This is a genomic window from Rhodovulum strictum (assembly GCF_009649175.1).
GTDB classification, from domain to species: Bacteria; Pseudomonadota; Alphaproteobacteria; order Rhodobacterales; family Rhodobacteraceae; genus Rhodovulum; species Rhodovulum strictum.
In genome coordinates, this window is the sequence record NZ_WJPO01000018.1 from 1 (window position 1) to 24,170 (window position 24,170).

Consider the following 24,170-nt stretch of genomic DNA (forward strand, 5'->3'; position numbering starts at 1 on the left):
CTTGCCGTGGTCAACGTGACCAATCGTCCCGATGTTCACATGCGGTTTCGTACGTTCGAACTTTGCCTTACCCATGGTCGGGCGCCTCATTGATTAGGGGGCCGCCACTGGCCCGATTCAACATCGCGCGCTCTCTAGTCCCTGACCGGCCGGAAATCAAGCGCCAGTTGACCGACGCCCCGGCCCCGGAACGGTCAATCCAGGGCCGTGGCGGTGACCTCTCCGACCGGCGCGGCGGCTTCGGTGGGCACCTCGGCGGCCGGGTCATAGCCGAACCACGCCTCGCGGTTCTCGACCAGCCAGCGCTCGATCCGCCAGGCGGCATTGGCGGCCAGAACCTGCATCTGCTGTTCCTTGGTGCGTGTCAGCCCCGAGCCGACAACCGTCTCGCCCGACATGCCCTCGAAGATCGTCAATTGCTCGGCTTCGGCGTTCAGCTTCTTCTTGGCGGCGTCGTCCCAGAGATTGGCCGAGAGCACCAGCGCAGATTTCGGCGCAGCGACCACCGGCACGCCGGGCACGGCCAGCGCGTAGCCGTCCACATTGATACCGAAATGATAAAGCCTGTCGCCCTCGTAGCGCGAGAAGCGCCGCTCCAGCGCCTGTTTCAGTGCGGCCTGCCATTCCTCGGCGGTGGCGCTGCGGCTGGGCGGGACAAGCTTGGCATTGTCCGCGACAACGATCGTGTAGCCGAGCCGGAAATCGCCCAGCGGTTCGGGCGCACTGTCCAGCGGATCCTTGGCGGCGCAGGCGGCCAGAACCGCAAGCGCGCCGATCAGCAAGGTGGCACGAAGAACGGAAACGGCGCGGAACATGGCCCCCCCAATGTCGCAAACCCCGCCCCGGATAGCGCAGGGGACCGCGGCGCGCAACGCCCGGCTCAGGTGAAGCGGTTGTCGCGCGGGAAGCTGGCCGATTCACGCTAACATTGACTTTCGATGGAGCAGGGGTCTATATAGGGTCTACCAGCCACTCTCAGGACCCCAATATGACCCCCGTCGCGCATGCCAAGGTCGAAGATGTGAACATGTGGTTCAGCCACATCGACAGCCCGAGGGTTCGGGCCCGTCTCGAGGCTCTCGAAAGCGAGGAAGAAATCTCGCTCGAAGTGGACGACATTATTGGGCGATGGTGCCGCATGAAGACCGGAAGAGACGGTCGCAAGAGCGACGGCCTTAGGCCTATCGGCCCGATGAGGGATGTCTGGATGCGCTGGTTCCATGAGGAGAAAGGCAAGGTTGTTACCGTTCGGCCGGTTACGATGGCGGACGACGTGGCAGCCAGCGCATCGGCGCTGATGGTCGAGTGGACCAGCCCAGAGGACGAGGCCGCCTTTGCCGGTCTTTGAGCGGTTCGACACGGCCGTCGTTCCATTCCCCTTCGCCGAGATCCCGATCCTGAAACGGCGACCCGTCACCGTGTTGTCCGCCGCATCGTTCAATGCCGAAAGCGGTGCGACCCTGGTGGCGATGATCACCACCGCGAAAGCGACGGTCTGGCCCTCGGATATCGAGATTTCCGATCTTCAGTCGGCGGGGCTCGACACGCCCTGCATCCTTCGCTTCCGCCTTGTTACAATCCCGAACGATCTTTTCGTTCGGCCACTCGGGCGGCTCGCGGCTCTGGACCGGCTCAGGGCGGAGGGTCAGCTTGCCCGGATGCTGCTTGGCTGAGCGCGCTTAGGTGAAGCGGTTGTCGCGCGGGAAGCCGCGGGGGGCCATGCGGCCCGCACCGGCGCGTTTGCCCAGCCATTCCGACAGGTCAGGCTCGGTGCGGGTGCGCCCGGCGGGGTCGCGCCAGGACAGGCCGTCGGCCAGCGTGAAGGTGATGGCATCGGACAGGCCGCCATCCTTGAACTTCTGCAGCCGCACGCCCTTGCCGCGGGCCATTTCGGGCAGTTCGTCCAGCGCAAAGACCAGCACCTTGCGGTTCTCGCCCACGCAGGCGACGTGATCGCCGGTGACGACGCGGCAGATGCGGGCGAGATCGGGCGCCTTGACGTTCAGCACCTGTTTGCCCGCGCGGGTCTGGGCCAGCACCTCGTCAGCGGGCACAAGGAACCCGTCGCCCGCGCTGGAGGCGACCAGCAGACGTTCGCCGGGGCGGTGGATCATCAGCGCGACGATCTCGGAATCGTTGGGCAGATCGACCATCAGGCGCACCGGCTCGCCCATGCCGCGCCCACCGGGCAGTTGCGCGACGGGCAGCGTGTAGAACCGCCCGTTCGCGCCGAACAGGATCAGCTTGTCGGTGGTCTCGGCCGCGATCAGGAAGCGGCCTTCGTCGCCGTCCTTGAATTTCAACGCCGCGCCGCCATCCGCCAGATGCCCCTTCATCGCGCGGATCCAGCCCATTTTCGAGCAGACGACCGTCACCGGCTCGCGCTCGATCATCGCCTCGATGGGCATCTCGGGGGCCTCGGCGGCCTCGGACAACCGGGTGCGGCGCGCACCGCCGGGGGATTTGCGGCCAAATTTCTCGCGCACCTCGCGCAGTTCATCGGCGATCTTCGCCCATTGAACGGACTCGTTGGCCAGCAGATCCTGAAGCCCGGCACGTTCGGCCATCAGCGCGTCGCGCTCGGCGTTCAGTTCCATTTCCTCCAGCCGCCGGAGGCTGCGCAGGCGCATGTTCAGGATCGCCTCGGCCTGCACCTCGGTCAGTTGTCCCGCCCCCGCCGCCGGAAGCGGCGAGACATAATCGCGCTCATTGGTGGCGCGCGGACGCCGCAGCGACCAGTCCTCGGCCATCAGCGCGGGTTTGGGGTCGTCGTCATAGCGGATGATGTCGATCACCCGGTCAAGATTGAGGAAGGCGATCAGCAGCCCTTCCAGCACCTCAAGCCGGTGGTCGATCTTTTCCAGCCGGTGCTGGCTGCGCCGGATCAGCACGTCGCGGCGATGATCGAGGAAGGCGCGCAGCACTTCCTTGAGCGAACAGACCTTGGGCGTGCGCCCGTCGATCAGCACGTTCATGTTCAGGCTGAAGCGGATTTCCAGGTCCGAGTTGCGGAACAGCATCCCCATCAGAACCTCGGGGTCCACATTGCGCGACCGCGGTTCCAGGATCAGGCGCACATCCTCGGCGCTTTCGTCGCGAATATCGGCCAGGATCGGCAGTTTCTTGGTCTGGATCAGGTCGGCGATGCGTTCGATCAGGCGGGATTTCTGCACCTGATAGGGGATCTCGGTGACCACGATCTGCCAGGTGCCGCGGCCCAGATCCTCGACCTGCCAATGCGCGCGCAGGCGGAAACTGCCGCGCCCGGTCAGATAGGCCTGGGCGATGTTCTCCTTCGGCTCGACGATCACGCCGCCGGTGGGGAAATCGGGGCCGGGGATATAGGTGAGCAGCGTTTCGTCGCGCGCATCCGGCGTCCGGATCAGATGCAGGCAGGCCCCCACCAGCTCGTCGATATTGTGCGGCGGGATGTTCGTGGCCATGCCGACCGCGATGCCCGACGAGCCATTCGCCAGCAGGTTCGGAAAGGCCGCGGGCAGGACCACGGGTTCTTCGAGCGTGCCGTCATAGTTGGGGCGGAAATCGACCGCGTTCTCGGCCAGCCCCTCCATCAGCGCCTCGGCGGCGGCGGTCAGACGGGCCTCGGTGTAGCGGCTGGCGGCGGGGTTGTCGCCGTCGATATTGCCGAAATTCCCCTGCCCATCGACCAGCGGGTAGCGGACGTTGAAATCCTGCGCAAGCCGCGCCATCGCGTCATAGATCGCGGCATCGCCATGCGGGTGATAGTTCCCCATCACGTCGCCCGATATCTTGGCCGACTTGCGGAATCCGCCGGTCGAGGACAGCCTGAGTTCGCGCATCGCATACAGGATGCGCCGATGCACCGGTTTCAGCCCGTCGCGGGCATCGGGCAGCGCCCGGTCCATGATCGTGGACAGCGCATAGGTCAGATAGCGCTCGCCGATCGCGCGGCGCAGCGGTTCGGCCAAGGGCGGCACGTCCATCTTGGGGTCGTCGGTGGCATCCGTCATGGATGTTGTGTAAAGCGGGCATCAGGCGCGGTCCAGAGGCGAGTGGTAAACGCATGGGGCAGAGATCGGTCCTGATTACCGGGTGTTCCTCGGGCATCGGCCATGACGCGGCGCATGCGCTGGCCGCGCGCGGCTGGCGGGTCTTTGCCACCTGCCGGGCCGAGGCCGATTGCGAAAGGCTGCGGGCCGAGGGGCTTGAAAGCTTCCGGCTGGACTATTCCGACGAGGACAGCATCGCGGCGACCGTGGACGAGGCGCTGGGGCGGACCGGCGGGCGGCTGGACGCGCTGTTCAACAACGGCGCCTTTGCCTGCCCCGGCGCGGTAGAGGATCTGCCGCGCGGCGCGCTGCGCGAGATCTTCGAGGTGAACCTGTTCGGCGTGCATGACCTGACCCGGCGGGTGATTCCCGCGATGCGGGCACAGGGGGCGGGGCGGATCGTGAACTGTTCCTCGGTGCTGGGCTTCGTGCCGATGAAATGGCGCGGCGCCTATGTGGCGACGAAATACGCGCTGGAAGGGCTGACCGACACGCTGCGGCTGGAGATGCGGGATACCGCGATCAAGGTGATCCTGATCGAGCCGGGGCCGATCACGACGCGCATCCGCGCCAATTCGATCCCGCATTTCGAACGCTGGGTGGACTGGCAGGCCAGCGCCCGCGCCGGGCAGTATCGCGCAACCCTGCTGAAACGGCTCTATGAAAAGCGCCCCCCGGACCGGTTCGAACTGCCGCCCGCGGCGGTCAGCGCCCGGCTGATCCACGCGCTGGAAGACCCCCGGCCCCGCGCCCGCTATTTCGTCACCACGCCCACCTGGATCATGGCCACGCTGCGCCGCGCACTGCCCACCGCGGCGCTGGACTGGATCGTGGCCAGGGGGTGACAGGGCAGCAATGCTGACCCGGGCAACAATCGAAAAGCTGCAGAACGCGACGTCGAAACATCATGTCGCGTCGATTTTGGTCTGTTGTCCCGGTTGCAGACTCGCTAACAGGTGGCCGAATGACTGATCCGCCCCGGCCCCGGGGCCTGCGATAGCCAAGGAGACACACGCCGATGAAGGTACTCGTGCCTGTCAAGCGGGTGATCGACTACAACGTGAAGGTCCGCGTCAAGGCGGACGGCACGGGCGTCGATCTCGCCAATGTCAAGATGTCGATGAACCCCTTCGACGAAATCGCCGTCGAAGAGGCGATCCGGCTCAAGGAAAAGGGCCAGGCCGAAGAGATCGTCGCGGTCTCGATCGGCGTCAAGCAGGCGCAGGAAACGCTGCGCACCGCGCTGGCGATGGGCGCCGACCGGGCGATCCTGATCGTCGCCTCCGACGACATCCATCAGGACATCGAGCCGCTGGCCGTCGCGAAGCTGCTGAAAGCCGTGATCGACGAGGAACAACCGGGCCTCGTGCTGGCCGGCAAGCAGGCGATCGACAATGACATGAACGCGACGGGCCAGATGCTGGCCGCGCTTCTGGGCTGGGCGCAGGGCACCTTTGCCTCGAAGCTCGACATCGAGGGCGATCATGCGGTCGTGACGCGCGAGGTGGATGGCGGGTTGCAGACGATCAAGGTGAAGATGCCCGCCATCGTCACCGTCGATCTGCGCCTGAACGAGCCGCGCTATGCCAGCCTTCCCAACATCATGAAGGCCAAGAAGAAGCAGCTGGATGAAAAGACGCCCGCCGATTACGGCGTCGACATCACGCCGCGCCTGAGCGTGGTCAAGACCGTCGAGCCGCGCGAGCGGCAGGCGGGCATCAAGGTGGGCTCGGTCGATGAGCTGATCGCGAAACTGAAAGACGAAGCGGGGGTGCTCTGACATGGCCGTTCTTCTTCTTGCCGAAGTGACCAATGGCGAGTTGCAGCGCGACGCGACCGCCAAGGCCGTGACCGCCGTGAAGGGCCTGGGCGAGGTGACCGCGCTTTGCGTCGGCGCCCATGCCAAGGCCGCCGCCGAAGCCGCCGCAACGATCGAGGGCGTGGCCAAGGTGCTTTGCGCCGAGGATCCGCGCTACAGCCATCGGCTGGCGGAACCCACCGCGGCGCTGATCGTGTCGCTGGCGGATGGCTACGAGCATATCGCGGCACCCGCGACAACGGATGCCAAGAACGTCATGCCGCGGGTGGCCGCGCTGCTGGACGCGATGGTGATCACCGATGTCGTGGGCGTGATCGATGCCGCCACCTTCGAGCGGCCGATCTATGCGGGCAACGCGATCCAGACCGTGCGCACGGCGGATGCCAAGAAGGTGATGACGATCCGCACCTCGACCTTCGAGGCCGCAGGCGACGGCGCCGCCGCCTCGGTCGAGGCAGTGGCCGCGGCGGCCGATCCGGGGCTCTCGTCCTGGGTTGCCGACAGCGCGGCGGCCAGCGACCGGCCGGAACTGACCTCGGCAGGCGTGATCGTGTCGGGCGGGCGCGGCGTCGGGTCGGAAGACAATTTCCGCATGATCGAAAGCCTGGCCGACAAGCTGGGCGCCGCGGTCGGCGCCTCGCGCGCAGCGGTCGATTCGGGCTATGCGCCCAACGACTGGCAGGTGGGCCAGACCGGCAAGGTCGTGGCGCCCGAGCTTTACATCGCGGTCGGCATCTCCGGCGCAATCCAGCACCTTGCGGGCATGAAGGACAGCAAGGTGATCGTCGCGATCAACAAGGACGAGGAGGCGCCGATCTTCCAGGTCGCCGATTACGGCCTTGTCGCCGATCTGTTCGACGCGGTGCCGGAACTGATCAAGAAACTCTGATCCCGCCCTCCCGGCGCGAGAGGCCCGCCCCCGGCGGGCCTTTTCGCTGTCCGGGGATCAGCTTGCCAGAAGCTCGCGCAGCACCTGCTCCAGCGCCTCGGCGACCTCGCGATGCGCGGCCGGACCCGGCAGGGCAGCGGCCGCCGGCTCGTCAAGCTCGCCGACCAGCATGCCCTCGCTGCCCGGGGTGCGCAGCTCGGCGCCGGCCGTGACCTCGATCACCTGATTGAAATAGGGCCGCACCGTATCCAGCATGTGCCGGGTGACGAAAAGCGGATCGTCGCCCAGCCCCGTGACATGCTGCTCGTCCTCGGGCGCGCGAGTGGACAGCCACAACAGCACCTTGGCGCCTTGCAGCCGTGTCGCCAGCATCCGCATCCGTGCCTGCCAGGCCATCTGCAACTCGGCCACCACGATCTCGAAGGCGGTGGCAGAGCTGTCCTTCAGCGTGTTCAGCAGGTGGCGGGTAAAATGGAACTCGGTGAAGTCGATGCCGGGATAAAGCGCCTTGAGCATGGCCGAGGCGCGCAGGAACCTGTCATTGCGGCGCGGATGGACGACATAGAAGCGGTTCGACATGTTATGCGCGCCAAGCGCCTGGATCACCGTCACCCGCGCCCCCGCCGCCACCTCCATCACCGCGGAATCGTTCACGAAGACGTCGATCCCGGCATTCACGCAGCCCAGATTGACCACCGGCAGGCCCAGCGCGCCCTCCAGCAAGACCGCATAGGGCGTGTGAATGAACTTGCCATAGGTTTCCGTGCCGCCGATCGCCGTGCAGTAGGGCCGGTCCAGATCACGCCGGGGGCCCCGGAACAGCAGCTTCGAACTGCCGTATCGGCATGTCTCGTAGGACATCGCCCCGCTGCCAGCCTTCTCGAAACTCATGTCAGTCCCGCTCACCTTTCCGACTCACCGCCTTCAGACTGACCGCCCCGGGTTTCGAAGTCGCTAAATCCTGAATTTTACACATCCCCCGACCTTGCGCGCAGAGGCTGCCGCACCGTAAGGTCGCGCCAGCAGCGCGGGGGTCTTCCATGGATGTCAGGACGGTCGGGGTTGTCGGTGCAGGGCAGATGGGCAGCGGCATCGCCCATGTCTTCGCCCTCGCGGGCTTCGAGGTCACGCTGCACGACATCTCGCAGGATGCGCTGGCCCGGGCGCTCGGGACGATCGGGCGCAATCTCGACCGCCAGATCGCCCGCGGCCGCATCGCCGAGCCGGACAAGACCGCGGCACTGGCCCGGATCGCGACCACGACGACCCTTGCCGATCTGGGCCGGCTGGACCTGATCATCGAGGCCGCGACCGAACGCGAAACCGTCAAGACCGCGATCTTCGAGGATCTGCTGCCGCATCTGCGGCCCGAGACGATCCTGACCTCGAACACCTCCTCGATCTCGATCACGCGGCTGGCCAGCCGCACCGACCGGCCGGAACGGTTCATGGGCCTGCATTTCATGAACCCGGTGCCGGTGATGCAACTGGTCGAACTGATCCGCGGCATCGCCACCGACGAAGCGACCTATACCACGCTTCTGACCGTGGTCGAACGGCTGGGCAAGACCGCCGCCCCGGCCGAGGATTTCCCCGCCTTCATCGTCAACCGCATCCTGATGCCGATGATCAACGAGGCGGTCTATACGCTGTACGAGGGCGTGGGCTCGGTGCGGTCGATCGACCAGTCGATGCGGCTGGGGGCGAACCACCCGATGGGGCCGCTTGAACTGGCCGATTTCATCGGGCTCGACACCTGCCTTGCGATCATGAACGTGCTGCATGACGGGCTGGCGGATACCAAGTACCGCCCCTGCCCGCTCCTGACCAAATATGTCGAGGCCGGATGGCTCGGCCGCAAGACCCAGCGCGGCTTCTACGATTATCGCGGGGAAACCCCGGTGCCGACCCGCTGACCGCCGCACCGCATCTTCTTCTTGGAAAAAATACCCGGAACCGCACGAAGTGCCAGAAGGCGTGCGCCGCAGGCGCTCAACCGGATCACCTCTCAACCCAGCGCCAGCGTGTGCTCCCTGAGCCAGGCCACGAAACCGCGCGGATTGTCCGCCCAGCGCTCGATCTCGTCGCGCCCGATCGCAGGGCCGACAACAGGCGCCTGCGGCCGGTTCAGCGCATGGCAGACCTCGTGCAGCAAGAGCCCCTGCCGCGCCGTCGCCGAGATCCGGTTGGCCATCTGGTACCAGCGCGAATTCGCACCGGGAAAGCGGATCGGCACCACCCGCGCGCCCGAGCGCAGGATCATCTTGGCGGTGAACGGATTCCACTCGGCCTCGATCGCGGGGCCGAACATCGTCCACGACGCGGCGACCACGCCCGAGGGAAACAGCGCGACCACCCCGCCCCCGGCCAGATGCGCCATCGCCCGGCGGCGCATATCCAGGTTCTGCGCCAGCGCATCGGGATGATGCGGGAACGGCACCGGGATCATGAAGCGCTCGATCTCGCCCACCCCGGTCAGCAGCGAACGGGTCAGGATCTTGTAATCGGTCCGCACCCGCCCGATCAGCTCGGCCAGCACCATGCCGTCGACCAGCCCGTGCGGATGATTGGCCACGACGACCAGGGGCCCCTCGGGCGGAATGTTGGCGATCTGTCCGGGCGGCGTGCGCAGCTCGATCCCCATCACGTCCAGCGCCTGCTTCCAGAACGCCTGGCCATCGGGCACGCCCATCGCCTCGAACCGGCGGATCAGGCGCAAGAGCCGCAGCTTGCCGGTCGCGAGTTCCATCGCCCGGATCGTCCCGGCCTGAAGCGGGTTGGTGAAGGAATTGGCATAGGACAGGCGCTGCGCCTCGTAGGGCTGATCCGCTATCCGCCGCCCGTCGCCCTGGCCGATGCCGCGCGAGGCGGTCCCGGCCGGGCGGTTTGTCGGTCCCGGTCGCCTGATCACGACGGCCTGTCCCCTTGCGGCTGGGTCACATGTCTTCGCCAAAACGCTCTGCAACCAGCCGTTCCAGCGCATCGGCCAGCCGTTCCGCCTCGGGTCCGCTGGTCGTGACCTCGATCGTCGTCCCCTTGGAGGCTGCAAGCATCAAGAGGCCCATGATCGAGTCGCCTGCCGCACTCATCCCGTCGCGGCAGACCTCGGCCTGGGCATCGTGCGCTTCGACACATTCGACAAACCGGGCCGACGCCCGTGCATGCAGGCCCTTTTCGTTGACGATCTCAAGCCGCCGGCTGACACCCGTGCCTGCACCCATCCGCATCCCCTAGAACCCGCCCGCGTCGAAACTGTCGATATATTTCCGCCCCGCCGCCAGCGCCGAGGCGGTCGCCTCGCCCACGCTCAGCCGCCGCGATTTCGCAAGCTTGATCAGCATCGGCAGATTGGCCCCGTAGAGGATGCGCCGGTCCGAGGGCACACAGGCGCGGATCGACAGGTTCGAGGGCGAGCCGCCGAACATGTCGGTCACCACCACCACGCCGCCGCCGGTATCGACCTCGTCGGCGGCGCGGCAGATCTCGTCCTGCTTGGCGGCACGGTCGTCATCGGGCTCGATCGAGATCGCGCGAATGCCCGGCTGGTGGCCGACCACATGCTCGACCGCCGCCAGATATTCCCGCGCCAGCCCGCCATGCGCGACGATGACGATTCCGATCACGCGCCCCTTCCCGTTGCCTTGGCGGACGCGCCCTGCACCCGCCGTTCCAACTCTCTATGCCTTATAGACACTTGCCATCCGGTCGCCGCAAGCCTCTTTGCCACGGCTTCCGCCACGGCGACCGACCGGTGTTGCCCCCCTGTGCAGCCGAACCCGATCGAGATATGGCTGCGCCCCTCGTCGCGATGGGCGGGCAGCACGAACCCGGCAAGCTCGGCCAGCCGGTCGATGAACGGGCCATGCCGCGGATCGGCCTCGATATAGGCGCGAACGCCCGGATCGCGCCCGTCGAACGCGCGCAGCGCGGCCTCCCAATAGGGGTTTCTCAGGAAGCGGCAATCAAAGGCCATATCCAGCCCGTGCGGCATTCCCCGCTTGTAGGAAAACGAATGCAGCGACACCGCCAGCGGGGCCGCGCCCCCCGCGGCAAAGCGTGCGGCCATCTCGGCGCGGAATTCGTGGATGGTCAGATCCGAGGTGTCGATCAGGATCGAGGCAAGCTCGCGGATCGGCCCCAGCAGGTCAAGCTCGCGCGTCACCCCCTCGGCCGGGCTTTCGGCGGGGGCCATCGGGTGGCGGCGGCGGGTTTCCGAAAACCGGCGCAAGAGCACTTCGGGGCGGCAGTCGAGATAGACCACATCGGCCTCGATCGCGGGCGCGGCTGCAAGATGGCCGATCAGTTCGGCCAGCGCGCGTGCCGAGAAGTCGCGCGTGCGGGTATCCACGCCCAGCGCCAGCGGCGGGCGCGGCGGCGGCCCCTCCATCAGCCGGGGGGCCAGCGACAGCGGCAGATTGTCGATCGCCTCGAAGCCCAGATCCTCAAGCACGTTCAGCGCCGTGGACCGGCCCGCCCCGGATGCGCCCGTCACCAGTACCACGCGCTGCACGGCCGGGCCTTGGTCTTTGTGGAGGGCATCGGGCATCAGTCGGCGCGGCCATGGGTCAGGTGCAACAGGATCGCTGCTGCGAAATATGGCTGATCGACCCGGTGAAGCAAGGGCACAGGGCGTTCAAGAAACCGCGTCTCGCGCCGTGGCGGCAGGCGTTCGGTCTCGTCCCGGTCAAGATCGACGGCCAGCGCGACCGGCGCGGCGGCCAGCGGATCCGCGCGCAACAGGCCGACGAAGCGCGCCTCGATCAGGCCGCGGATCGGCTCGGGCGCGGTGGCGATCAGCGCGTCGGGCGTGGCGGTCAGGATCGTGCGGTCATCGGCGACAAGGCGGGCGCCCAGTGCCATGAGTTGCAGCGCCAGCGCCGACTTGCCCGCGCCCGAGCGGCCGAGGATCAGCACCGCGCCCCCCCCGGCGGCAACGCAGCTTGCATGCAGGATGACGGTGGAAGGCGGGCTGTCCATCGGCGCCCCCTAAAGCGGCAGGCCGACGACGAAGCGGGCGCCGAGCGGCTCGGAGGTCAGATCGGCAGCGGTGGGGCGGATGTTCTCGGCCCAGATCACCCCGCCATGCGACTCGACGATCTGCTTCGATATCGCAAGGCCAAGGCCGGAATGGTTGCCGAACTGACCCGGCGGACGTTCGGAATAGAACCGGTTGAAGACCTTGGTCAGCGCCTGATCGGGAATGCCGGGGCCGGTATCCTCGACCACGACAAGCACGCGGTTGTCGCGGGTGCGCGCCCAGATCCGCACCGCATCGCCTGCCTCGCAGAACGAGATCGCGTTGGTGATGAGGTTGACGAAAACCTGCGCCAGCCGCCCTTCGAGCCCGTTGATCGTGATCGGATCGGGCGGCAGGTCGGCGATGAAATCGACGCCCTTCTCGCGCGGCTCCTTGCCCAGATGGTTCGTCAGGTTTCTGAGCAGCCGCACCAGGTCGAAGGGGCGCTCCTCCTCCTTGACGAGTTCGCTGTCCAGCCGCGAGGCGTTCGAGATGTCGCTGACCAGCCGGTCCAGGCGCCGCACGTCATGCTCGATCACGTCCAAGAGCTTGGCGCGCTGGTCGTCGCGCTTGGCCAGCCGCAGCGTGCCGGTGGCCGAGCGCAGCGACGCCAGCGGGTTCTTGATCTCATGCGCGACATCGGCGGCGAACTGTTCGTTCGCATCGACCCGGTCATATAGCGCGGTGATCATGCCGCGCAGCGCGCCCGACAGGCGGCCGATCTCGTCGGGCCGTGCGGTCAGGTCGGGGATGCGCACGCGCACCGGGTTCATGTGGCGGGCACTGCGGTCACGACCCATCTCGGCCGCAGCGGCAAGATCGGCCAGCGGTGTCGCAATGGTCGAGGCCAGCACAAGGCTGAGACCGATCGAAACCACGATCGCGATCACGAAGACCTGAAGCACCTGTTCGCGTTCGATCCGAACCAGCTTGTCGACCTCGCCGCTGGCCGAGGTCAGCGCGACGACGCCGACGGTCCGGCCGTCATGGATGACGGGCGTCGTGACGGTAAAGGTGGTGCGCCCGCGTTCATCCACCCCGGTCTCGACCTGGACGCCCATGTTCAGGGTCCGCTCGACCTGGGCGCGCAACCGGTCCTGCGGATCGGCAAGGCCGGGCGTGGTCCGGTCCGCACCGGTGACGCCCGCAAGCCCCTCCCAGACCAGGTTGAGGAAATCGGTGATGATGGTGATGCGCTGCTTCTCGTCGAAGGCCGGTACCGGCCAGTCGGGACTGGAAACGCCCCTGGCCGTGCCGCGGATGCCGGCGGCCGCATCGAACACGAACACTTCCGCCCCGGGCGCGAGGTCGAGCCCGGCAAGCGTCGCCCCCACATCGACCCCGTCACCCGAGACAAGATCGACCGGTACGCCGGGGGTCATCTGCACCTCGAACACGTCGGCCAGAAGCGAGGCTTCGTTAACCATGCCGCTTTCGCGCTGGCTGAGCAGGCTGTCGCGGGCGGGGTTCAGGTAAAGCACGCCCGAAATCAGGACGATCTGGGCGATCAGGTTGAAGGTGATGATCTTGCGCGCCAGCGGCGAGCGGTTCAGCAACAGGAATCCGCGGCCTTCGCGCGGGGCACGGGACTCACGGTCAGGCGCGGCGTCCGGCTGCCCCGGGTCCTCGCCGGGCGGGTCGTCCATGTCCAAAGTTCGCCTGGTGTCCCGCACGGCTGCCCCCGGCGCGCTTTTTCAGAACTCATTCCTCGTTGTACCGATAGCCTATCCCGTAAAGCGTTTCGATCGCCGAGAAGTCGGAATCGGCCTGGCGCATCTTCTTGCGCAACCGCTTGATGTGGCTGTCGATGGTCCGGTCGTCGACATAGACCTGATCGTCATAGGCCACGTCCATCAGCTGGTCGCGGCTCTTGACGAAGCCGGGACGCTGGGCAAGCGCCTGCAAAAGCAGGAACTCGGTCACCGTCAGCGAAACGCCCTGCCCCTTCCAGGTTACCGCATGGCGCAGCGGGTCCATCGTGAGCTTGCCGCGCACCATGACCTTGCTTTCCTCGGGCGCCGGGCCGTCATCCGCGGCGATCACCTCCTGACGGCGCAGCAGCGCGCGGATGCGTTCGACCAGAAGACGCTGGGAAAACGGTTTCTTCACATAATCGTCCGCGCCCATCCGAAGACCGAGCACCTCGTCGATCTCGTCGTCCTTGGACGTCAGGAAGATCACCGGCATGTTGGATTTCTGGCGGACCCGCTGCAACAGGTCCATCCCGTCCATGCGGGGCATCTTGATGTCGAACACCGCCATGTCGGGCAGACGCTTGTTGAACGCATCCAGCGCGGCCTGGCCGTCATTATAGGTTTCAACCTCGAAACCCTCGGCCTCGAGCGTCATGGAGACGGAGGTCAGGATGTTCCTGTCATCGTCAACGAGCGCAATCCTCGACATGGGGTATTCCTTGTTCTTCTCAGGGTCAGATATGCCTGATTGTCGGCGCTGTTCTTTCCGGATCGGCGCCGCGACCCGGTGGCTAGTTCCGAATCACGGCGATCTCGTGGCACTACTGAACGCGGAAAACCCTGACAGAATGCTAATCCGTCCGATCCTGCCCCGATCCTGCCGCGCATTCCGGGGACAATCCGGGCGCCGCGCAGGATGATTGCGCTAACGCCGCGCCCAATGTCATATGATTGCGCTAACGTCCTTTCCCCGCCTGTTGCTTCATGGAAACGTCATGATATAGCCGCGCCACCGACCAACGCGGCGTCATGGAGTGTGCGAGATGGAAATCGGACGGGTGAACCCGGCTCATCGCCTTGAGGATCAAGGCATCACCGGGCTCGGCAAGGTGCATTACAACCTGCTGGAACCGGCGCTTGTCGAAGCGGCACTGACCCGCGGAGAGGGGCATCTGGGCCAGGGCGGCGCCTTCCTCGTGACCACCGGCGAACATACCGGCCGCTCGCCCAAGGACAAGCATGTGGTCCGCACCGCGGATGTCGAGGATACGATCTGGTGGGACAACAACCGCCCGATGGAACCCGACGCCTTTGACCGCCTGCATGCCGACATGCTGGCGCATCTGAAAGGCCGCGAAGTCTTCGTCGAGGATCTTTATGCCGGGGCCGACCCGGCCAACCGTCTGGATGTGCGCGTCGTGACCGAGATGGCCTGGCACGGGCTGTTCTCGCGCCACCTGCTGCGCCGCCCCGCGCTGGACGAGCTTGACAGCTTCGTGCCCGAGTTCACCATCATCAACGCCCCCTCGTTCAAGGCCGATCCCGAGCGTCATGGTTGCCGCACCAAGACCGTGGTCGCGATGAACTTCGCCAAGAAGCTGATCCTGATCGCCGACACCGAATATGCGGGCGAAATCAAGAAGTCGGTCTTCACGCTGCTGAACTACATCCTGCCTGCCAAGGGTATCATGCCGATGCATTGCTCGGCCAACCACGCGACCGGCAACCCGGTCGATACGGCGGTGTTCTTCGGGCTGTCGGGCACCGGCAAGACCACGCTTTCGGCCGATCCCTCGCGCACGCTGATCGGCGATGACGAGCATGGCTGGTCGGACAAGGGCACCTTCAACTTCGAGGGCGGCTGCTACGCCAAGACCATCAGCCTGAGCGCCGAGGCAGAACCCGAAATCTACGCCACCACGACCAAGTTCGCGACCGTGATCGAGAACATGGTCTACGACCCGCACACGCTGGCGCTGGATTACGAGGATGACAGCCTGACGGCGAACATGCGCTGCGCCTATCCGCTGCACTACATCTCGAACGCGTCGGAAACGGCGCTGGGCGGGCATCCCAAGAACATCATCATGCTGACCTGCGACGCCTTCGGGGTGCTGCCCCCGATCGCCCGGCTGACCCCGGCGCAGGCGATGTATCACTTCCTGTCGGGCTTCACCTCCAAGGTGGCGGGGACCGAGAAAGGCGTGACCGAGCCCGAGCCCACCTTCTCGACCTGCTTCGGCGCCCCGTTCATGCCGCGCCGGCCCGAGGTTTATGGCCAATTGCTGCGCGAGAAGATCGCGACCCATGGCGCGACCTGCTGGCTGGTGAATACCGGCTGGACCGGCGGCGCCTATGGTACCGGCTCGCGCATGCCGATCAAGGCGACGCGCGCGCTGCTGGCCGCCGCGCTGGACGGCACGCTGAACGATGCCGAGTTCCGAAAGGATCCGAATTTCGGCTTCGAGGTGCCGCTGTCGGTGCCGGGCGTGGACGACGCGCTTCTGGACCCGCGCCGCACCTGGGCCGATGGCGCGGCCTATGATGCGCAGGCGAAGAAGCTGGTGGGCATGTTTTCGGAGAATTTCGCCAAGTACCTGCCCTTCATCGACCAGGACGTGAAGGAAGCCGCGATCGGCTGATCCGGTTCCCGCCGCTAAACGCCAAGGCCCGGTCCCTGCGACTGGGCCTTTTTACTGCGCCCGGCCTCAGCCCATCAGCCCCTTGCGGATCAGGTTCAGCGCCGCCACCGTCAGCACCACCAGGGTCGCCTTGCGGAACCTGTCGGGGTTCAGCCGGTCCTGCAAGCGGAACCCCAGCATCGTGCCCAGCATCGCCGGAACCACCAGCGCGACCGAGAAGGGCAAGGTGGTGGCGTTCAGCACGCCCGAGCCCAGATGCGCCGCCAGCAGCATCGCCGCGCCCAGCAGATAGACCACCCCCTGCACGCGCACCATTTCGGCCTTGTCGGTGTCGAAACTCAAGAGATAGGCGATCACCGGCGGCCCCCAGACCCCCGAGATCCCGCCGAAGAACCCGCCCGCCAGACCCATCGTCACCTCGGCCCGCGCCCGGTGGCGGGCGGGCAGGATCAGTTGCCGCCCAAGCAGTTGCGAGATCGTAAAGGCCGCAATCGGCACGCCCAGCAGCAGAAGCATGGCCCGGTCGGGGATCACGTTGACCAGGGGTGCGCTGGCCGCGATCGCAAGCAGCACGCAGCCGATCAGCAGGCGGTATTGCACAACCGAGCCCCAGGCCGCGCGCAGCCCCTGCCGGAACGCCTGGGCCACATTCGTCACGAGGGTCGCAAGGATCAGCCCCGCCAGCGCCAGTTCGGTGGACAGAAAGCTCGACAGCCCCGAGATCAGGATCAGCGGCATGGCAAAGCCGACCGCCCCCTTGACCAGACCCGCAAAGAGCGCGACGCCGAAGGCGGCTGCGAAAAGAAGGGGATCGAGACCGAAGATCATGGCGTTTCCCTGCCTGTTCTCCGGCCTATATCGTGGATCGCAGGACGCCGCAGCGGCAAAATCCGGCAGACATTATCCTTCGCCAAGCCTTTGGAAATTGAATTTTTGTTGCGCTGCAACTGCGAAGGCCCTATGTCACCCCAAGCCCGGTTGAAGGAGAAGATTCATGCCCCATGACGGACAGGACATGCCCATGTCGGACAGCGCCATCCTTGCCGATCTGACCACGCTGACCCGCGCCGCACTGGCCCCGGTCGAGGCCGTGACCGAGGCCGCGCGCGCTGCGCTGTTGCCCCGCGTCACCGAAGGCGGCCGGATCTCGGGCAGCCTGGTCGAGACGCATCAGCACGCCGCCCATGGCCTTGCCTGGCTTGCGACCTATGCGCAGGCGCTGAAACAGATGCAGGGCTGGGCCGAGCGTCTGGCCGAGCAGGGCCGGTTCGGCGAGGTCGAGCAACTGATCCTCCAGATCGCATTCGGCGAATACCTGGCCCAGATCGCCGGCGGCATCCCGATGAGCCAGGGCGAGATCGTGCGGCTGGGCGATATCGGCGTCTCGGCCGAGGACCGGCATGCCTTCTACACGCCCGAGGTCACGGCGCTGATCGAGGGCGCCAACAGCCCCGCCGCCCGGGCGCGGCTGGTCGAACTGATGCAGGAACAGGCGGCGAACGTCACCGTGGGGGCCACCGGCCTCGACGAGGAACTCGAGATGATCCGCGAGCAGTTCCGCCGCTTTGCCGTCGACCGGGTGGAACCCTTCGCCCATGAATGGCACCTCAAGGATGAACTGATCCCGATCGAGATCATCCACGAGATGGCCGAACTGGGCGTGTTCGGGCTGACCATCCCCGAGGAATTCGGCGGTCTGGGCCTGTCCAAGGCGTCGATGTGCGTCGTCTCCGAGGAACTCTCGCGCGGCTATATCGGCGTGGGCAGCCTCGGCACCCGGTCGGAAATCGCGGCCGAACTGATCCTGTGCGGCGGCACCGAGGAACAGAAACAGCACTGGCTGCCGAAACTCGCCAGCGCCGAGATCCTGCCGACCGCGGTCTTCACCGAACCCAATACCGGCTCGGATCTTGGTTCCTTGCGCACCCGCGCGGTCAAGGTGGACGGGGATTACGAGATCACCGGCAACAAGACCTGGATCACGCATGCCGCGCGCACCCATGTGATGACGCTGCTGGCCCGCACCGACCCGGCCACCAGCGATTATCGCGGCTTGTCGATGTTCCTGGCCGAAAAGACGCCGGGCACCGACGAAGCCCCCTTCCCCACCCCCGGCATGACCGGCGGCGAGATCGAGGTGCTGGGCTATCGCGGCATGAAGGAATACGAACTCGGCTTCGACCGCTTCAAGGTCAAGGGCGAGAACCTTCTGGGCGGGGTCGAGGGGCAGGGCTTCAAGCAGCTGATGCAGACCTTCGAATCGGCCCGCATCCAGACTGCCGCCCGCGCCATCGGCGTCGCGCAATCGGCGCTGGATGTCTCGATGCGCTATGCCCAGGACCGCAAGCAGTTCGGCAAGGCGCTGATCGCGTTTCCGCGGGTGTCCGACAAGCTGGCGATGATGGCGGTCGAGATCATGGTGGCCCGCCAGCTGACCTATTTCGCGGCCTGGGAAAAGGACCACGACCAGCGCTGCGACCTCGAGGCCGGGATGGCGAAACTGCTGGGCGCCCGCGTGGCATGGGCCTGCGCCGACAACGGCCTGCAGATCCATGGCGGCAACGGCTTCGCGCTGGAATACACGATCAGCCGCATCCTGTGCGACGCGCGCATCCTGAACATCTTTGAAGGGGCCGCCGAGATTCAGGCCCAGGTGATCGCGCGCCGCCTGCTGGGCTGAGCCCGCCATCCCCGAAGGACAGGCCCCGGCGCCCGCGCCGGGGCCTTTGCATTCCGGCCTAGCCGTCCCGCCCCAGCATCCCGACCAGCCGCGCCCGCGCACCGGGCAGGGGCTTCTCGCCCATCGCGGGCGCCAGCCATTTCTCGAGAAAATGGCCCGTCGTGTGCAGCCCCTCGGCAATCTCATGCGCGCGGACCGGCCCCTGCCCCAGCAGACAGGGCGGCAGCGGCAACAGCCGGTCCGCCCATTCCCCCGCCCCCGCCGCAGAAACCGCGCGCCCCGTTTTCGGCGAGACATGAACCAGATCGTCGCGCTCGCCCGTCACCGCACAGCGCGAAAGATCCAGCCCGAATCCCATCTCGTCCAGAAGCGCCAGTTCCCAGCGCAGATAGGCCAGCGGCCAGGCCTCGGCATGGCCAAGCAGATCCAGCAGCGTCACGGTCCGCGCATAAAGCCCCGGATGCGGCGCGCGTTCGGGCAAGGCGAACGCCAACAGCGCCGTCACCGCGTTCAGCCCCGCCAGCGCGCGCGCATCCCCCATCACATGCGCCGCGCGGCTGCGGACCGGCTCGACCGTGAAGGCGCCGATATGATCCTCAAGCCGCGCCTTCCAGCGCACGGCCAGTTGCGTGCCGGGTTGCAGCACCGGCGCCAGCCGCCGCCCCGCGCCGCCCCGCACCACGCCCAGATGGCGGCCATGACGGGCGGTGAACAGCTCGACGATGGCCGCGCTTTCGCCATGGGGCCGCACCCCCAGCACCGCGCCCTCATCCTGCCACTCGATCATCCGCGCGCGCGCCCTTGCCTCTTCTTCTTGGAAAAAATACCCAAATCCAGCGGCCCGTCACGAAAAACCCGGCTCGTCCAGCAGATGCCGGCCCTGACGATCCTCGACCTCGATCACCCACAGATCGGGATCGACCCCGCGCTGACGGGCCAGGGCCGCATCCACGGCGCGTTCCTCGCCCTCGGCCAGCACGATCCAGGCCCGCGCGCCGCTGGCCAGATCGAAGGACCGCTGAAATACCCGCGCCTGCCCGTCCAGCGTGTTCAGCTTGACCATTACCGCGCCTGCCGTGTCGTCGCCATGGGCCACGACGAAAGCCGGGATGCCCGCCAGCCGCAGCCGGGCCAGATAGGCATGGACCCAGAATTCGGCGCTCAGGCGGGGCGACATGCTGGCCTCTGGTCCCTGTCGCCACGCACGCTAGTTTGCAGGGGACATGCCTCCAGACGAAAGCCACCCATGCTGGTCCTGCCGCGCTTCTCGAAACCGATCATCGCCGCCGCCATCGTGCTTGACATCATGGTGTTCGCCATGGGCCTGCGCGCCCTTCCGCTGGTGGTGCTGATGCTGCTGGCCAATCTTGCGGTCTGCCTGGTGATCTACTGGGCGATCCTCGGCCATTTCTTTGCCCCGAAACCGGCGCCGGACGCGGATCAGTCTCCGTCGCGGAAATCGAGCCCCATTTCGGAATAACGCTCGGCCTCGTCCAGCCAGCCGGGGCGCACCTTGACCGTCAGGAACAGGTGCACCGGGCGGCCGATGAACTCGGCGATCTCGGCGCGGGCGGCCTGGCTGACGGATTTGATCGTCTCGCCCTTGTGGCCCAGCACGATGCCCTTGTGGCCGTCGCGGGCGACATAGACGATCTGGTCGATCCGGGTGGAGCCGTCCTTGCGATCCTCCCAGTTCTCGGTCTCGACGGTCAGTTCGTAGGGCAGTTCCTGATGCAGCCGCAGCGTCAGCTTTTCGCGCGTCATCTCGGCCGCGATCATGCGCATCGGCAGGTCGGCGATCTGGTCCTCGGGGTAAAGCCACGGGCCTTCGGGCAGGGTTTCGGCCAGCCAGCGGCGCAGATCGTCCACACCATGGCCACGTTCGGCCGAGATCATGAAGCTGCGCGCAAAGGGATAGGCCTCGTTCAGGTCGGCCGACAGCGCCAGCAGCGCCTCGGCCTTGACCCGGTCGATCTTGTTGATGGCCAGCGCGACGGTCCGCCCCTCGGCCACCCGCTCGCGCAGCGTTTCGATTATCGCGTCCACGCCCGGCGTGCGGCCGCGATGCGCCTCGACCAGAAGCACCACGATATCGGCATCCGCAGCGCCCCCCCAAGCGGCAGCTACCATCGCGCGATCCAGCCTGCGGCGCGGCCGGAACAGACCCGGCGTGTCGACAAAGACGATCTGCGCCTCGCCCTCGAGCGCGACGCCACGGATGCGGGCGCGGGTGGTCTGTACCTTGTGCGTGACGATCGAGACCTTCGCCCCCACCATCCGGTTCAGAAGCGTCGACTTGCCCGCATTGGGCTCTCCGATCAGGGCAACGAAACCCGCGCGCTGGGTCATGGGATCCTCTTGAGTGTTGCGCTCGCCATAGCCTGTTTCGGCCAGACGGACCATAGGCTTCGCTCGCCGCGCGCGACACGCGCCATCAGCGGGACAAGGCGCGTGTGCAGTTCCTTGGCCACACGAAGCAACGCATCGCGGGACAGCCGCAGGCAAGAAACATCCCACACAGCCCAGCCAGGGGGCAGCACCCGAAGACGCCCGCGCCCTAGCTTTCGTCCCCGCCCATCCGGTCCAGCAGCGCCTTGGCAGCGGCCTGTTCGGCCTGCCGCTTGGCGCCTGCGGTGGCTTGCGCCTCCTCGCCGGTCGAAAGGCGCGCCGCGATGGTGAAGACGGGCGCATGGTCGGGGCCTTCGCGGGCGATCTCGACATAATGCGGCGGGTGCAGGCCGCGGGCCTGGGCCCATTCCTGCAACGCTGTCTTGGCGTCGCGGGCGTCGGGCTCGACCGCGCCGATCCGCGCGCCCCAGAGCCGCAGGATCATGTCGCGTGCCGCATCGAAGCCCGCATCGCGATAGACCGCGGCGATCACCGCCTCCATCGCGTCGGCCAGCAGCGCCTCCTTGCGCCGCCCGCCCGACATCATCTCGGAGCGGCCGAGTTTCAGCACCTCGCCCAGACCGATCTCGCGGGCGACATCGGCACAGGTTTCGCGCCGCACCAGCGCGTTGAAGCGCGGCGCAAGCTGACCCTCGGTCGCGCCGGTATCGGCCTGCAAGAGCGCCTCGGCCATCACAAGGCCCAGCACCCGGTCGCCCAGGAATTCCAACCGCTGGTTGTCCGGCCGGTTCGGGCTGGACAGCGAGGAATGGGTCAACGCGCGCAGCAGCAGTTCGGGCCGGGCGAAACGGTGGCCCAGACGTCCGCTGAACGCGGCAAGATCGGCGGACAGCTTCACGCCGTCACTCGATCTTCTTGAAGAACCGGTCGGGCCGCCAGGTCCAGACGAAGAACAGCGATCGGCCCGCCGACGAGAACATCACCCGGTCTGCCCGACCGATCAGGTTCTCGGCGGGCACGAAGCCGACACCGCCATTGGCGCGGGCATAGCGGCTGTCCTGGCTGTTGTCGCGGTTGTCGCCCATGAAGAAGTAATGCCCCTCGGGGACAGTGAAAAGCGGCGTGTTGTCCGAGAAGAACCCGTCGCGGATGTTCAGGATGCTGTGCGACGACCCGCCGGGCAGCGTCTCGCGGTAGCGCGACTTGAGACAGGCACCGCCCTCGCCCACGGGTGCGTTCTCGCATTGCGGGTAATAGCCCATCGGCCCCTGGCGGGCATAGACTTCCTCGAACTGGCCATCGGGCTCGACCTCGACCGGGGAACCGTTGAGGTAGAGACGACCCTGGCGCATCTGCACCGTGTCGCCCGGCAGGCCGATCAGCCGCTTGATGAAGTCCGAGCCGTTCACCGGATGGCGGAACACCACGACATCGCCGCGCTCGGGCTCTGATTCAAGGATGCGGCCCTCGAAGGGGCACATCGAGAACGGGCAGGAATAGCGCGAATAGCCATAGGCCATCTTGTTGACGAACAGGAAATCGCCGATCAGCAGCGTGTCCTTCATGCTGCCCGAGGGGATCCAGAAGGGCTGGAAGAACAGGGTGCGGAAGATACCCGCGATCACCAGCGCCCAGAAGATGGTCTTGATCGTCTCGACCAGACCGCCATCCTTCTTTTCGCCTGCCTTCGCCATCTGCCCGGTCCTGCCCCTTTTTGTCAGCCCCCGCTTCATGCGCGGGCGGGCCGGGGCTGTCAAGGCGACCACCCGACCCGGGCTGGCCTCAGCCGCGCGGCCGGGCCTCGATCACCACGAAGGCCTGCGCCCAGGGGTGATCGTCGGTCAGCGAGACATGGACGACCGCCTCATGGCCCTCGGGCGTCATCGCGGCCAGCCGCTCGGCCGCCCAGCCGGTCAGCCGCATCACCGGCTGGCCGGTCTCGAGATTGGCCACCGACATGTCCTTCCAGGCAATGCCCATGCGCAGCCCGGTGCCCAGCGCCTTGGAACAGGCCTCCTTGGCGGCCCAGCGCTTGGCATAGGTGCCCGCCACATCGGCGCGGCGCTCGGCCTTCTGCTGTTCGGCCTCGGTGAAGACACGGTTGCGGAAACGGTCGCCGAAGCGCTCCAGCGTCTGCTGGACTCGCTCGATATTGGCCAGATCGGTGCCGATGCCGAGGATCATGGAACCGCCCGCCGGGTCTGGGCGCATAATCCTTGGAAGAATTTTGCCAGGACTTCTGCAAAAGTCCTGGTCCCTCCCGGGGTCACTGCCGCGCCTCGTCCATGCAGCGGCGCATCTCGGCGATGGCGGGGCCAAGGCCGAGGAAGATCGCCTCGCCGATCAGGAAATGGCCGATATTCAGCTCCCTGACCTGCGGCAGGGCCGCGGCCGGACCGACGGTGTCATAGGTCAGACCGTGGCCGGCATGGACCTCCAGCCCCAGGCTGTCGGCATGGGCCGCCATGGCGCGCAGCCGCGCGAGTTCGGCGTCGCGCTCGGCAAACCGGGTTTCGGCATGCAGGTCGCAATAGGCGCCAGTATGCAGTTCCACCACCGCCGCGCCGATCCGCGCCGCGGCCTCGACCTGCACCGGATCGGCGGCGATGAAGATCGACACCCGGCAGCCCGCGTCCCTGAGCGGCGCGATGAACCGGGCCAGCCGGGCCTCGTCCTGCGCGACATCCAGCCCGCCTTCGGTCGTGCGCTCCTCGCGCTTCTCGGGGACGATGCAGACCGCATGCGGACGGTGGCGCAGGGCGATCGCCTGCATCTCGTCGGTCGCTGCCATTTCCAGATTCAGCGGCACCTTCAGCGCCGCCATCAGCCCGTCGATATCGGCATCCGAGATATGCCTACGATCCTCGCGCAGATGGGCGGTGATACCGTCCGCCCCCGCGGCTTCGGCCAGCAGCGCCGCCCGGATCGGATCGGGATAGGCCGAGCCGCGGGCGTTCCTGACGGTCGCCACATGGTCGATATTCACTCCCAGCCGAAGATGCGTGCCGTGCGCCATGTCCTTGCCCCCTTGCCCTTGTTCGCGCTGCCC

The 24,170-nt window shown here is 66.7% G+C and carries 27 protein-coding genes; 9 read left to right on the forward strand and 18 right to left on the reverse strand.

The genetic code is table 11. The features are described 5' to 3' along the window. Positions 1 to 194 precede the first annotated feature (194 nt). Positions 195 to 815, reverse strand: coding sequence for a hypothetical protein (locus tag GH815_RS11710; protein ID WP_211365074.1), 621 nt, complete (start codon positions 813 to 815; stop codon positions 195 to 197). Between the two features lie 173 nt (positions 816 to 988). Here GH815_RS11710 and GH815_RS11715 point away from each other — a divergent pair, with 173 nt between their 5' ends. After that, on the forward strand, positions 989 to 1,348 hold the full coding sequence (locus tag GH815_RS11715) for a hypothetical protein (protein ID WP_153748963.1): 360 nt from the start codon (positions 989 to 991) through the stop codon (positions 1,346 to 1,348). Further along, positions 1,335 to 1,673: a type II toxin-antitoxin system PemK/MazF family toxin gene (locus GH815_RS11720; protein WP_153748964.1), complete on the forward strand. Its 339-nt coding sequence runs from the start codon at positions 1,335 to 1,337 to the stop codon at positions 1,671 to 1,673. Before GH815_RS11715 ends, GH815_RS11720 begins: the two co-directional genes overlap by 14 nt. Before the next feature lie 6 nt (positions 1,674 to 1,679). On the opposite strand, the gene GH815_RS11725 is transcribed toward GH815_RS11720, so the two are convergent. Continuing rightward, a complete protein-coding gene (locus tag GH815_RS11725; RefSeq protein WP_153748965.1) occupies positions 1,680 to 3,992 on the reverse strand; it encodes a DNA topoisomerase IV subunit A in 2,313 nt (770 codons plus the stop codon). A 53-nt stretch (positions 3,993 to 4,045) separates the two neighbouring features. Between GH815_RS11725 and GH815_RS11730 the strand changes: the two genes are divergently transcribed. The 3 genes from GH815_RS11730 to GH815_RS11740 all read left to right on the forward strand — a co-directional run bounded on the left by GH815_RS11730 (position 4,046) and on the right by GH815_RS11740 (position 6,739). Next, a complete protein-coding gene (locus tag GH815_RS11730; protein ID WP_153748966.1) occupies positions 4,046 to 4,876 on the forward strand; it encodes an SDR family NAD(P)-dependent oxidoreductase in 831 nt (276 codons plus the stop codon). Between the two features lie 173 nt (positions 4,877 to 5,049). Beyond that, a complete protein-coding gene (locus GH815_RS11735; RefSeq protein ID WP_153748967.1) occupies positions 5,050 to 5,811 on the forward strand; it encodes an electron transfer flavoprotein subunit beta/FixA family protein in 762 nt (253 codons plus the stop codon). Position 5,812: 1 nt separating this feature from the next. After that, entirely contained in the window at positions 5,813 to 6,739 is a 927-nt protein-coding gene (locus GH815_RS11740; RefSeq protein WP_153748968.1) for an electron transfer flavoprotein subunit alpha/FixB family protein, read from the forward strand. Positions 6,740 to 6,796: 57 nt separating this feature from the next. On the opposite strand, the gene GH815_RS11745 is transcribed toward GH815_RS11740, so the two are convergent. Next, positions 6,797 to 7,630 (reverse strand): DUF6473 family protein, encoded by an 834-nt coding sequence (locus GH815_RS11745; protein WP_153748969.1) that lies wholly within the window; start codon positions 7,628 to 7,630, stop codon positions 6,797 to 6,799. Positions 7,631 to 7,779: 149 nt separating this feature from the next. Here GH815_RS11745 and GH815_RS11750 point away from each other — a divergent pair, with 149 nt between their 5' ends. After that, positions 7,780 to 8,655 carry a 3-hydroxybutyryl-CoA dehydrogenase gene (locus tag GH815_RS11750; RefSeq protein WP_153748970.1) on the forward strand — a complete coding sequence of 292 codons (876 nt, stop codon included), beginning with the start codon at positions 7,780 to 7,782 and terminating at the stop codon, positions 8,653 to 8,655. Between the two features lie 92 nt (positions 8,656 to 8,747). Here the strand turns inward: GH815_RS11750 and GH815_RS11755 are convergent, their stop codons facing one another. From GH815_RS11755 to GH815_RS11785, 7 genes are read right to left on the reverse strand one after another with little or no spacing between them, the layout of a single operon-like run. Continuing rightward, entirely contained in the window at positions 8,748 to 9,650 is a 903-nt protein-coding gene (locus GH815_RS11755) for a lysophospholipid acyltransferase family protein (RefSeq protein WP_407072178.1), read from the reverse strand. A gap of 25 nt (positions 9,651 to 9,675) precedes the next feature. Further along, positions 9,676 to 9,960, reverse strand: coding sequence for an HPr family phosphocarrier protein (locus GH815_RS11760; protein ID WP_153748971.1), 285 nt, complete (start codon positions 9,958 to 9,960; stop codon positions 9,676 to 9,678). Positions 9,961 to 9,969: 9 nt separating this feature from the next. After that, positions 9,970 to 10,362: a PTS sugar transporter subunit IIA gene (locus GH815_RS11765; RefSeq protein ID WP_343030815.1), complete on the reverse strand. Its 393-nt coding sequence runs from the start codon at positions 10,360 to 10,362 to the stop codon at positions 9,970 to 9,972. Next, entirely contained in the window at positions 10,359 to 11,285 is a 927-nt protein-coding gene (gene rapZ / locus GH815_RS11770) for an RNase adapter RapZ (protein ID WP_153748972.1), read from the reverse strand. The genes GH815_RS11765 and rapZ overlap by 4 nt, the downstream gene beginning before the upstream one ends. After that, a complete protein-coding gene (locus GH815_RS11775; protein ID WP_153748973.1) occupies positions 11,285 to 11,716 on the reverse strand; it encodes an HPr kinase/phosphorylase in 432 nt (143 codons plus the stop codon). Before GH815_RS11775 ends, rapZ begins: the two co-directional genes overlap by 1 nt. 9 nt (positions 11,717 to 11,725) lie before the next feature. Continuing rightward, positions 11,726 to 13,402: a sensor histidine kinase gene (locus GH815_RS11780; RefSeq protein WP_153748974.1), complete on the reverse strand. Its 1,677-nt coding sequence runs from the start codon at positions 13,400 to 13,402 to the stop codon at positions 11,726 to 11,728. A gap of 55 nt (positions 13,403 to 13,457) precedes the next feature. Beyond that, complete coding sequence (locus tag GH815_RS11785) at positions 13,458 to 14,159, reverse strand: response regulator transcription factor (protein ID WP_153748975.1); 702 nt, start codon at positions 14,157 to 14,159, stop codon at positions 13,458 to 13,460. Between the two features lie 334 nt (positions 14,160 to 14,493). Here GH815_RS11785 and GH815_RS11790 point away from each other — a divergent pair, with 334 nt between their 5' ends. Next, positions 14,494 to 16,092, forward strand: coding sequence for a phosphoenolpyruvate carboxykinase (locus GH815_RS11790; RefSeq protein ID WP_153748976.1), 1,599 nt, complete (start codon positions 14,494 to 14,496; stop codon positions 16,090 to 16,092). A 66-nt stretch (positions 16,093 to 16,158) separates the two neighbouring features. Here GH815_RS11790 and GH815_RS11795 read toward each other — a convergent pair whose 3' ends face one another. Then, entirely contained in the window at positions 16,159 to 16,920 is a 762-nt protein-coding gene (locus tag GH815_RS11795; RefSeq protein ID WP_153748977.1) for a sulfite exporter TauE/SafE family protein, read from the reverse strand. A 166-nt stretch (positions 16,921 to 17,086) separates the two neighbouring features. On the opposite strand from GH815_RS11795, the gene GH815_RS11800 reads away from it, so the two are divergent. After that, a complete protein-coding gene (locus GH815_RS11800) occupies positions 17,087 to 18,772 on the forward strand; it encodes an acyl-CoA dehydrogenase family protein (RefSeq protein ID WP_153748978.1) in 1,686 nt (561 codons plus the stop codon). 58 nt (positions 18,773 to 18,830) lie between these two features. Here the strand turns inward: GH815_RS11800 and recO are convergent, their stop codons facing one another. Together recO and GH815_RS11810 are read right to left on the reverse strand one after the other, a co-directional pair. Continuing rightward, complete coding sequence (recO, locus tag GH815_RS11805; protein WP_343030827.1) at positions 18,831 to 19,556, reverse strand: DNA repair protein RecO; 726 nt, start codon at positions 19,554 to 19,556, stop codon at positions 18,831 to 18,833. A gap of 60 nt (positions 19,557 to 19,616) precedes the next feature. Continuing rightward, the gene (locus tag GH815_RS11810) at positions 19,617 to 19,949 is read right to left on the reverse strand and encodes a DUF1491 family protein (RefSeq protein WP_153748980.1); all 333 of its coding nucleotides are present in this window, start codon (positions 19,947 to 19,949) and stop codon (positions 19,617 to 19,619) included. 69 nt (positions 19,950 to 20,018) lie between these two features. Between GH815_RS11810 and GH815_RS11815 the strand changes: the two genes are divergently transcribed. Continuing rightward, entirely contained in the window at positions 20,019 to 20,252 is a 234-nt protein-coding gene (locus GH815_RS11815; RefSeq protein ID WP_153748981.1) for a hypothetical protein, read from the forward strand. Here GH815_RS11815 and era read toward each other — a convergent pair. The 5 genes from era to GH815_RS11840 all read right to left on the reverse strand — a co-directional run bounded on the left by era (position 20,213) and on the right by GH815_RS11840 (position 24,137). Then, a complete protein-coding gene (gene era, locus GH815_RS11820) occupies positions 20,213 to 21,121 on the reverse strand; it encodes a GTPase Era (protein WP_153749030.1) in 909 nt (302 codons plus the stop codon). The two genes, GH815_RS11815 and era, sit on opposite strands and share 40 nt — an antisense overlap. Positions 21,122 to 21,329: 208 nt before the next feature. Further along, positions 21,330 to 22,019 (reverse strand): ribonuclease III, encoded by a 690-nt coding sequence (gene rnc / locus GH815_RS11825; protein WP_343030816.1) that lies wholly within the window; start codon positions 22,017 to 22,019, stop codon positions 21,330 to 21,332. Positions 22,020 to 22,023: 4 nt separating this feature from the next. Further along, on the reverse strand, positions 22,024 to 22,815 hold the full coding sequence (lepB, locus tag GH815_RS11830; RefSeq protein ID WP_246176404.1) for a signal peptidase I: 792 nt from the start codon (positions 22,813 to 22,815) through the stop codon (positions 22,024 to 22,026). A gap of 88 nt (positions 22,816 to 22,903) precedes the next feature. Next, positions 22,904 to 23,305, reverse strand: a complete 402-nt coding sequence (gene acpS, locus GH815_RS11835) for a holo-ACP synthase (protein ID WP_153748983.1) — start codon at positions 23,303 to 23,305, stop codon at positions 22,904 to 22,906. 82 nt (positions 23,306 to 23,387) lie between these two features. Next, positions 23,388 to 24,137, reverse strand: a complete 750-nt coding sequence (locus GH815_RS11840; RefSeq protein ID WP_153748984.1) for a pyridoxine 5'-phosphate synthase — start codon at positions 24,135 to 24,137, stop codon at positions 23,388 to 23,390. Positions 24,138 to 24,170: the final 33 nt, after the last annotated feature.